Annotated in this window: 6 protein-coding genes and 2 pseudogenes; 1 reads left to right on the forward strand and 7 read right to left on the reverse strand. The window is 69.4% G+C overall.

The window, feature by feature from the left end:
* A pseudogene (locus tag ASG00_RS18640) lies at positions 1-259 on the reverse strand (M24 family metallopeptidase); the annotation flags it as partial.
* A 163-nt stretch (positions 260-422) separates the two neighbouring features.
* Here ASG00_RS18640 and ASG00_RS13720 point away from each other — a divergent pair.
* Positions 423-1,124, forward strand: a complete 702-nt coding sequence (locus ASG00_RS13720; RefSeq protein WP_082483256.1) for a helix-turn-helix domain-containing protein — start codon at positions 423-425, stop codon at positions 1,122-1,124.
* 14 nt (positions 1,125-1,138) lie between these two features.
* Here ASG00_RS13720 and ASG00_RS13725 read toward each other — a convergent pair whose 3' ends face one another.
* The 6 genes and pseudogenes from ASG00_RS13725 to ASG00_RS15540 form a co-directional block, all read right to left on the reverse strand.
* Positions 1,139-3,625, reverse strand: coding sequence for an ATP-binding cassette domain-containing protein (locus ASG00_RS13725; protein ID WP_056210267.1), 2,487 nt, complete (start codon positions 3,623-3,625; stop codon positions 1,139-1,141).
* Between the two features lie 20 nt (positions 3,626-3,645).
* A complete protein-coding gene (locus tag ASG00_RS13730) occupies positions 3,646-4,830 on the reverse strand; it encodes a substrate-binding domain-containing protein (protein WP_056210269.1) in 1,185 nt (394 codons plus the stop codon).
* Between the two features lie 48 nt (positions 4,831-4,878).
* A complete protein-coding gene (locus ASG00_RS13735) occupies positions 4,879-5,904 on the reverse strand; it encodes an ABC transporter permease (RefSeq protein WP_056210271.1) in 1,026 nt (341 codons plus the stop codon).
* Complete coding sequence (locus ASG00_RS13740) at positions 5,901-7,289, reverse strand: amidohydrolase family protein (RefSeq protein WP_056210273.1); 1,389 nt, start codon at positions 7,287-7,289, stop codon at positions 5,901-5,903. The genes ASG00_RS13735 and ASG00_RS13740 overlap by 4 nt, the downstream gene beginning before the upstream one ends.
* Before the next feature lie 154 nt (positions 7,290-7,443).
* Complete coding sequence (locus tag ASG00_RS15535; RefSeq protein ID WP_056210275.1) at positions 7,444-8,880, reverse strand: amidohydrolase family protein; 1,437 nt, start codon at positions 8,878-8,880, stop codon at positions 7,444-7,446.
* A pseudogene (locus ASG00_RS15540) lies at positions 8,877-9,192 on the reverse strand (hypothetical protein); the annotation flags it as partial. The gene ASG00_RS15535 and the pseudogene ASG00_RS15540, both read right to left, overlap by 4 nt.

A 9,192-nucleotide genomic window follows, 5' to 3' on the forward strand; every position in this document is an offset into this window, starting at 1 on the left:
CGGAGCCGAAGTCCCACGAGATGGGGTCGGTGCGGCGGGTCAGCAACGAGAAGCGGATGAGCTTGTCCATGGCCCACGTGCCGATGTGGGTCGCGGTCATGTACCGGATGTTGGAGAAGTCGAACGCCAGCACCGCACCCACGTCGCTGCGGTCGAGTTCGGCGCGCAGACGCGCGAGTCGCGCGTCGCGAAGCCGATCGAAGTCCACGCGCTGCTCCCAGTCGACGGCGTTGGTACCCGTCGTGCCCGTACTCTTCATCGAGTTCTCCTGTCAGTTGCAAACACACAGTGTTTAGTAAAAGTGTACATTGTGCAGTTTAAGTTAACGCTTATGCGGTGTATTGTCGGGCGCATCGGCTCGTGTACGCCATGACTGGATGCCGCGGCCACCGCCGACGCGATGAGCACCCCCTGGAGGACGTATGACCACCGAGGACATCGGCGCGCGGATCCGCGACGCCCGACTCGAACGAGGCCTCAGCCTGCGCAGCGTGGCCCAGGCCCTCGGCGTCTCGGCATCTCTCATCTCGCAGGTCGAGACGGGCAAGACCCAGCCCAGCGTGTCCACCCTCTACGCGATCGTGAGCCACCTGGGCGTCTCGATGGACGAGCTGCTCGGCGTGAGCGCGACCGCCGTCGACGAGGCTCCGGTCACGCCGATCTTCCGGCCGTCCGGCACCGTCAAGCCCGCCGTGCAGCGCGGTGACGAGAACCCCGTGCTCGAGATGGAGAACGGCGTCATCTGGGAGCGACTCGCCGTCGGCGAGGGCGGGCCCGCCGACGCGCTGCTCGTGACCTACGCACCCGGCGCGACCAGCTCCATCGAGGGCAAACTGATGCGCCACTCGGGCATCGAGTACGCCTACCTCATCGAGGGAGAGCTCACCCTGCAGCTCGACTTCGACACCTTCACGCTGCACGCCGGCGACTCGTTGCAGTTCGACTCGGTGCGCCCGCACCTCTACTCGAACCGCGGCGACGTCCCCGCCCGCGGCATCTGGTTCGTCGTCGGCCGACGCCAGCAGAACCAGGCCATGCCGACCGCTCCCGGAGAGGCCGGGCGCGGCGAGCAGCTGGCGTCGGCCGTCGACGTGCTGCGGGCGATGGACGACCTGCACGGCTGAGCCCGCGGCATCCATCACAGTCCCCGTGGCGGGGCGGACCGGCGGCGCAGCTGCGCGATCATCGGCAGGATCGCCGCGATCAGCACGAACACGCCCTGCACCCAGTACTGCCAGGCGAGGCCCAGCGAGAGGTAGGCCAGCGCGTTCGTGATTGTCTGCAGCAGCAGACCTGCCGCCGCGACGGCCAGCGCCGAGCCCGACCCGCCGAAGATGCTCGCCCCGGCGATGACGATCGCCGTCACCGAGGTGAGGGTGAGGGCCTGACCGGTGTTGGCGTCACCGATGCCGGTCTTCGAGTACAGCGCGAGCCCGGCGATGGCCGCGATGACGCCGGCGGATGTCGCGGCCAGCAGCCGCATCGACCGCACGTTCACTCCCATGCGGTTCGCCTTCACCGCATCGGATCCCGCGGCGCGGAAACCGCGCCCCAGACGTGTGCGCTGGATCACGAACCACATGACGACGGCGAGCACGATCGCGATCGCGAGCACGAGCGGGATGCCCGCCACCGCGGTGCCGATCAGCACCATGATGTCGTTCGACGCCGATCCGCCCGGACTCGGACGCAGCACCTGCGCGGCGCCGACGACGGCGATCGAGGTGACGAGGGTCGCGATGACCGGCGGCAGGTTCAGTCGCGTCACGAGCAGACCGTTGACGAGGCCGACGGCGAGCCCCGCGACGAGCGCGAGCACCACTCCGAAGAGGAACAGCCCGATTCCGCCTCCGCCGAAGAACGAGATGACGACGGTCGAGAGAGCGAGCACCGATCCGATCGACAGATCGATGCCACCGGTCATGACCACGACCAGCTGAGCGAGGCCCACGAGGATCAGCACCGAGGAGCTGGCGAGCAGCTGGGACATGTTGAGAGGGCTGAGGAACGCCGTCGAGAAGAACGTCGTCGCCATTCCCAGCAGCACCGTCAGCACCAGCAGGGCGCCGGCCTGCAGCTCGCCGCGCACCGCCAGAGGGATGCGGCGACGCCGCGGGACCGCGCTGACCGTCGCGACCGAACCGGTCTCGGACATCACCGCAGCGCCCGTGATCGCGCGCTCGGTGACGGCGGCACCCGTGAAGGTGTCCTGCACCTGGCCACGGGAGAACACGACGACCCGGTCGCAGAGACCCTCGAGCTCGACCGCGTCGGTCGAGAGCACGACTACGGCGACTCCATCCGCCGCCATCGAGCGCAGCACGGCGTAGATCTCCACGCGCGCCCCGGCGTCGACGCCCTGCGTCGGGTCCTCGACGAGGAGCACTTTCGGTTCGCCGAGGCGCGCGCGGGCCAGAAGCACCTTCTGCTGACTGCCGCCGGAGAGGCTGGCGACAGGAGTCTCGAGGGTGGGGGTCTTCACGGCGAGACCGGCGATCGCCGTGCGGGTGAGCGCGTACTCACGACGACGGTCGACGAAGCCGGTGGGCATCGCCTCGGCGATCGAGGGGGCGATGACGTTCTCGCGCACCGACATCTTGCCGAACATCGCCTCGCCGATGCGATCGCCGGGAAGGAACACGACGCCGTCGCGCACCGCGGTGCGGGCGGAGCGCACATCGAGCGGCCGGCCGGACAGGAGCACACGGCCGGCGGTCGATCCCAGGCCGGCGAGGCCGCGCAACACGGCGCGCTGGCCGTTGCCCTCGACGCCGGCGAGTCCGACGATCTGTCCGGGCATCGCGGCGAACGAGATGTCTCGATAGCCCGGGCCACCGAGGCCGAGCACCTCGAGGAGCGGAGTGCCGTCGGCATCCGGCCCCGCCTTGTCGGGGAAGGTCGTCTCCAGCGAGCGTCCGACGATGAGCTCGACGATCTCGTCCGCGCTGTAGTCGGAGACGCTGCCGCGTCCGACGACGCGGCCGTCGCGCAGCACCGTCAGATCGGTCGCGATCTCGATGACCTCGGGGATGCGGTGGGTGATGTAGACGACCGCGACACCGTCGGCGAGCAACTCGCTCACACGGTCGAACAGCCAGCGGGTCTCGTCGGGACCGAGCGCTTCGGTCGGCTCGTCGAGCACGAGGATGCGGGGGTCGGATGCGAGCGCAGCGGCGATCTCGATGAGATGCGCCTCGCGCAGCGAGAGGGTCGAGATCGTCGCCTGAGGATCGATCTCGAGACCGAGCTTCTCGAAGTGGGCCTTGAGCCACGCCGCCGCGCCCCGGCGTCGGGGGCGCTTCGAAGCGGGGAGGAGCAGGAGCACGGCGTCGACCACCGTGAGGGAGGGGGCGAGCGCGGGGATCTGGTAGACGATCGCGAGACCGTTCTCCCGCGCATCCGCGGTCTGGATCCGGGAGAACTCCCGGCCGGCGAGGCCGATCGTGCCGGTGTCCGGCACGACCGACCCCGCGGCGACTCCGACGAGGGTCGACTTGCCCGCCCCGTTCTCGCCGAGGATCGCGTGGACCCTCCCCGGTGCGATCTCGACGCTCACATCGTCGAGGGCGCGCACGCCGGGATAGGACTTGGTGATCCCCGTGAGAACGAGGGCGGGTTCAGTCATCGTCGGAATCCTTCGTGTCGTCAGCCGAACAGCTGCGTGATCTCAGCAGGGGTCAGGAGCGTGGACGGCGTCGCGTCCGGCGGCGCCGACGCGAGGCACGCCTTGTCGGGCGCGATCGATCCCGACGTCTGGCCGGTCGAGTCCTCATAGAGCGCGAGCTGGTAGATCGAGGGCTCGGTGTCGCTCGTCCCCTGGAAGGCGGCGACGGCCTTGCGAAGGGCGACGCGGCCGATCCACGTGCGCGACGATACGGTCGCCAGCTCGTAGCTCGGGTTGGTCTTCTTCAGCGCGTCGTAGCCGCACGAGAGCGAGTTGTCGTCGGTCGAGGTCAGCAGCGGCACCGAGATGCCCGCGGCCTGGTAGGCGCGGATGACACCTGCCGCGGATGCGCCGTAGTCGGCGATGACCGCGTCGATCTTCGGGTACTGGGCGAGAAGTCCCGCCATGGCCTGCTGCGCCTGAGCCGGGTCCCAGTTGGTGACGACGGGCTCGGAGTTGAGGAGCTTGATCTGCGGGTTGGCCGCGACGACCTCCTTGACACCCTCGAACTCCTGCGAGGACACCGCCACGCCGGAGGGTCCGCCGAGGAAGACGACGTTGCCGCCGGCTGAGCCGAGACGGTCGACGACCCACTGCGCCCACGACTTGCCGACGAACTGCGGGGACTGGTCGGTGTAGTCGAGGTAGTCGGTGCCGGCTTTGCCGTTCGGGTCCGAGGCGAACGCCACGACGTAGGATCCGGCCTGGGTCGCCTGGCGCATGGCCGGCAGGTGGGCGTCGCCGGGCCCGGCGTCGGGGATCACGAGGATGATGTTCGTGCCCTTCGATGCGAGGCTCGTGATGCCGGACGTCGTCTTCTCGAGATCGAACGATCCCGCGACGTAGTCGACGCTGGTGATCGCCTTGCACTTCGCGGCTTCGGACTTGATCTCGGCGAGAACGGTCTTCGACCAGCTGTTGGTGCCGCCGCCGTCGACGACACCGACGGTCATCGGCTTCGCGTTGGCGGTGCAGATGCTCGACATGTCGGCGAACTGGGACACGGTGCCGACCGAGCCGGCGGCGATGTTGGCCTGGAGGTTCCCGGCCGTGGCGTTGGTCGAACTGGCGTTCGTGGACGAACAGCCCGCGAGCGCTGTGGCGACGATCGCGAGTGACGCGGCCGCTGCTGCGGCGACGCGACGTCGCTTGATGATGCGATTCACTGCACACTCCTCATTGAGTTCACTGGTGGTGGGGGTGGGTGCGACGGGTCACTTCTGACGCCGGACGAGGCGTCGCAGCCTCGCCGACGTGCCGCCCAGCTCGAGCTGGGCGACGATCCCGACGCCGATGATCAGCGCCTGGACGATGTTCTGCACGGCGGTTGCCTGCGTGAAGGTCTGCACGAGCTGGCCGAGCTGGGCGAGGAAGAGCGCACCCAGCGCGGTGCCGATGAAGCTCCCCTTCCCGCCCGTGAGGGCGGTACCGCCGAGCACGACGGCGGCGATCGAGGGCAGGAGGTAGTCGTTGCCGGCTGTCAGGGTCGGCGAGCGCAGCAGACCGGCGAGCAGCACCCCGGCACCGGCCGCGAGGGCGGCGGCGAGCCAGTAGGCGCTGATCGTGTAGGCCCGCGTCGCGATCCCGATGTTCGCGGCGCTGCGCGGGTTCTCGCCGACGAGTTCGAACCGGCGCCCGACGCGCGTGCCCTTGACGACGAGGTGGATGATCACGACGATCGCGACGGCGAAGAAGGTCAGCACCGGGATGCCCCAGAGTCGGCTGAGCGCGAAGTTGCTGAGCTCCAGAACCGACTGGGCGCCGAATCCGCCCGAGACCGCCTGGACGGCGCCGATCATGAGGGCGTTGCTGGCGATCGTGACGACGAGAGGCGGAAGACCGAAGACGGTGATCACCACTCCGCTGAGCAGGCCGAACAGCGAGGTCGCGACGATCGCGACGATGACCGCGGTGGTGAGCCCCCAGTCGGCCCCGAACTTGGCCGCGATGAGCGCACCGAGAGTCACGGCGCCGGGGATCGACAGGTCGAGCCCGCCCTGCTGGATGACGAGGGTCTGGCCGATGGCCACGATCGCCGTGAGCGCGGCGAAGGGGAGCATCGAGACGATCGCCGTCGTGCCCACGCTGCCGGGGGCGATGAGCGGGCTGATCGCGAAGAGCAGCGCCACGGCGATGAACGCGCGGGTGCCCGGCCACGACAGCACCTCGGCGAGGAGGGGTCGGCGGTCCACCGGCGCCGTGCGCGTGCGCACCTCCGCCGGTTCGTTCACGGTGGTCATGACTGCACGGTGAGGTCGGGGTGCCACGAGCCGTCGAGGTGCGCCTCGGGCCATTCGCCGACGATGTAGTCGCGCGAGGCCTCGGCGCGGGAGCGCAGCGCCGCGTAGTCGACACCGACGAGCTGACCGTCCTTCTTCACGCGCCGGCCCTGAACGAACACGTCGCGCACGAGCCCGGGGTGGGCGTTGTAGACGACGGCGCCGATGGGGTTGTTCATCGGGGTCATCGCAAGAGCCCGGTCGTCGAGCACGACGATGTCAGCGGCCTTTCCGACGACGAGCGATCCGGTGAGGTGGTCGAGGCCCGCGGCGTGCGCGCCGTCGATCGTGGCGAACTGCAGCACGTCGTTGACGCTGAGGCCGATGCGCTCGACGACCTCGCCGGTCTCGACGGCGGGGGCGTTGTCGAGGGCGCGCTGCATGCCGATGGCGGTGCGCATCGTGCCGAACATGTCTCCGCCGTTGCTCGAGCAGACGTCGATGGAGAAGGTGGGGCGGATGCCGTGCTGCAGCAGACGTCCGGTGGCGGGGTATCCGTGTCCCATCTGCATCTCGACGTCGGGGGCGCAGGAGGCGGTGCCGCCGCTGTCGGCGATCATCTGCAGCTCGTCGTCGCCGAGTGTGCAGCAGTGCACGTAGGTGATGCGGTCCGAGAGCAGCCCGTCGTCCTTCAGCTTGCGGATGGGGCCGGACTTCCCCCAGTAGCCGTCGCCGACGTGCACGGTCACGCGCAGGTCGAGTTCGTCGGCGAGCGCGAAGTCGTGCCGGTTGACCTCGGGGGTCACGAACTGCGGGCCGCGCAGGGCGAGGGCCATCGTGACGAGTCCCGTGTTGCTGCTGAACACCGTCTCCCGCAGGCGCCGGGCGTCCTCGGCCGGGTGGTTGTTGGGCGACGGGAGCGGGGCGCCCCACTGCTTGTTGCCGCCGCCGTGCGCGAACACGGCGCGCATGCCGGTGTCGGTGAGGGCCTGCACCGCGGCATCCGCGTGGGCCGGGGTCGCGAGGTTGTGCGACCAGTCGACGAGGGTCGTGATGCCGGCGTCGAGCGCTTCGAGGGCGCCGAGGTAGTTGCCCGTGTAGGTGTCCTCGGGCCGGAAGAACTTCGAGAGCCCGGTGTGGAGTCCGGCGAGGTACTCGGTGAGTGACCAGTCGGATGCCACGTTCCGCACGACCGACTGCCAGGTGTGGCGGTGGGTGTCGACGAAGCCGGGCAGGACGATGCGTCCGGTGACGTCGATCACCTCGGCGTCGTCCACGGACAGCCCGTGGCCGATGGCCTCGATCGTGCCGTCCGCGGAGATCAGGATGTCCGTGTCGGGAAGGACTTCTCCCGCGCGGGCCGAGGTGATGACGGTTCCGCCGCGGAGCAGGGTGCGGGTGCTCATAGTCTTCATTGACTCCAGGTGCCGGTGCGCCGATCCCCCTTGGTCGGCTCACGTGTGAGTGTGCTGTCGCCACGCTAATAGCCTCACTGCACAGTGTCAAGGCTCACTGAACACTAATGTTCAGTGAGCCTTGAAACTGGCGCAGTTGAGGGCGTCAGGCGCGTTCGCGATACAGCGGGATGTCGATGGGCGGCTGCGGGATGAAGCCGCCGTTCGCATCCATCTGGTCGTAGAGGTAGCCCTGCGAGGCATCCATTCGGCGCATCGCCGCCGGGAGGTCGACGTGCACGAGGCGCCCGTCGCGCTTGACGACGCGACCGTCGACGAGCACCGTGGCGACGAGCCCGGCGTGGGCCTGCGAGATGATCGCCCCCGCGGGGTCCCGCCGGTTCCAGCCCGCCTGGCTGACCCCGCTCATGTCGAGCAGCACCACGTCGGCGCGCTTGCCGGGGCTGAGCGACCCCACAACGTCGTCCACGCCGGCCGCCTTCGCACCGTTGATCGTCAGCCAGCGCAGCGCGTCGCGGGTGGTCCACAGCATCTGCTGCGGGGCCACCATCCGCTCGTAGCCGGGCTCATCTGATCGGTACCGCGTCGCCTGCAGCACGAGACGGGCGTGCGAGATCATGTCGCCGGCGTCGCCGCTCACGCAGTCGATGCCGAGGCTCGGCCCCGGCGTATGGCGCGTCGCCTCGGCGATACGCGGATAGCCCATGCCCATCTGCATCTCGGTCTCGGCGCAGACCGAGACCATCGTGCCGGTGCCCTCGAGCAGTTTCCACTCCTCGGGCGTGTTGAACGTGCAGTGCACGAGCAGCAGATCGTCGCCGAGCAGATCGTGGCGGTGCATCACCGCGACATCCGAGAACAGCTGCCGCACGATCACCTGGTTCGCATGCTGCGTCATCCGAGCGCCGAGCTCGCGGGCGAACGCGAACTCGCGCACCACCTCGGCGGCGGGCGTGATCGCAAGCTCCTGGGGCACGAGGCCGAACCGCAGCACGCCGTCGGACGAGAAGTAGGTCGACTTGATCTCGCGCGCGAGCGCCGCACGCGCCGGATAGCTCCCCGACTCCTCCCCCGACTCGGCGCCGCCGCGGCTCTCCGACCAGGTGTTCTCGACGACGGGGGTCATGCCGTGCCCGTACAGGCCACGGATGCCGGCGTCGAGAAGCCCCGTGACAGCGGCGTGCGCGCCGTCCGGGTCGAGGATGTTGTGGCAGTAGTCGACGAGACTCGTCACCCCCGCGTTCAGGCAGTCGAGCGCACCCAGGTAGTTGCCGACGTACATGTCCTCGGCGCGATAGCGCGGTGCCATCTGCAGGCGGATGCCCCTGAGGTAGTCGGGGATGTTGCCGTCGGCGAGGATGCCGCGCAGCGCCGTCTGCCAGGTGTGCCGGTGGGTGTCGACCATGCCCGGCATCGCGATCATGTGCCCGGCCTCGATGATGTCCGCGTCGACCTGATCAAGGCCCTGTCCGACGGCGACGATCGTGCCGTCCTCGATGAGGATGTCGCCACGGGGGAGGTCGCCGATGGAGTCGTCCATCGAGACCACGGCGGCGCCTCGGATCAGTGTGCGGGCGGTCATGCGGGGGTCCTTTCGTGACGTGCCGTGCGGGGCGCGTCGATCCACGGGTCGATCAGGGTCTTGGTCTGGAGGGGCGCACCGGCGATGAGCGGCACGAGGCCGCCGCTGACGACCTCGTCGAGCGGCAGCACGGTCTCGGCGATGTCGCTCCAGTCGGCGCGGGATTCGAGCAGGCGCACGGCGTCGGGGAGGTCGGCGGCCATCACGTGGGCGACAGTGCCGACGATGGTGAGCTCGGCGAGCGTCCAGTGCGCGAGCGCCGCGGGCGGCTCGCCCTTCTGAATGCCGACCGGGACGATCGTCGCGCCCGGG

It is taken from the genome of Microbacterium sp. Leaf351, assembly GCF_001423825.1.
Taxonomy (GTDB): Bacteria; Actinomycetota; Actinomycetes; order Actinomycetales; family Microbacteriaceae; genus Microbacterium; species Microbacterium ginsengisoli.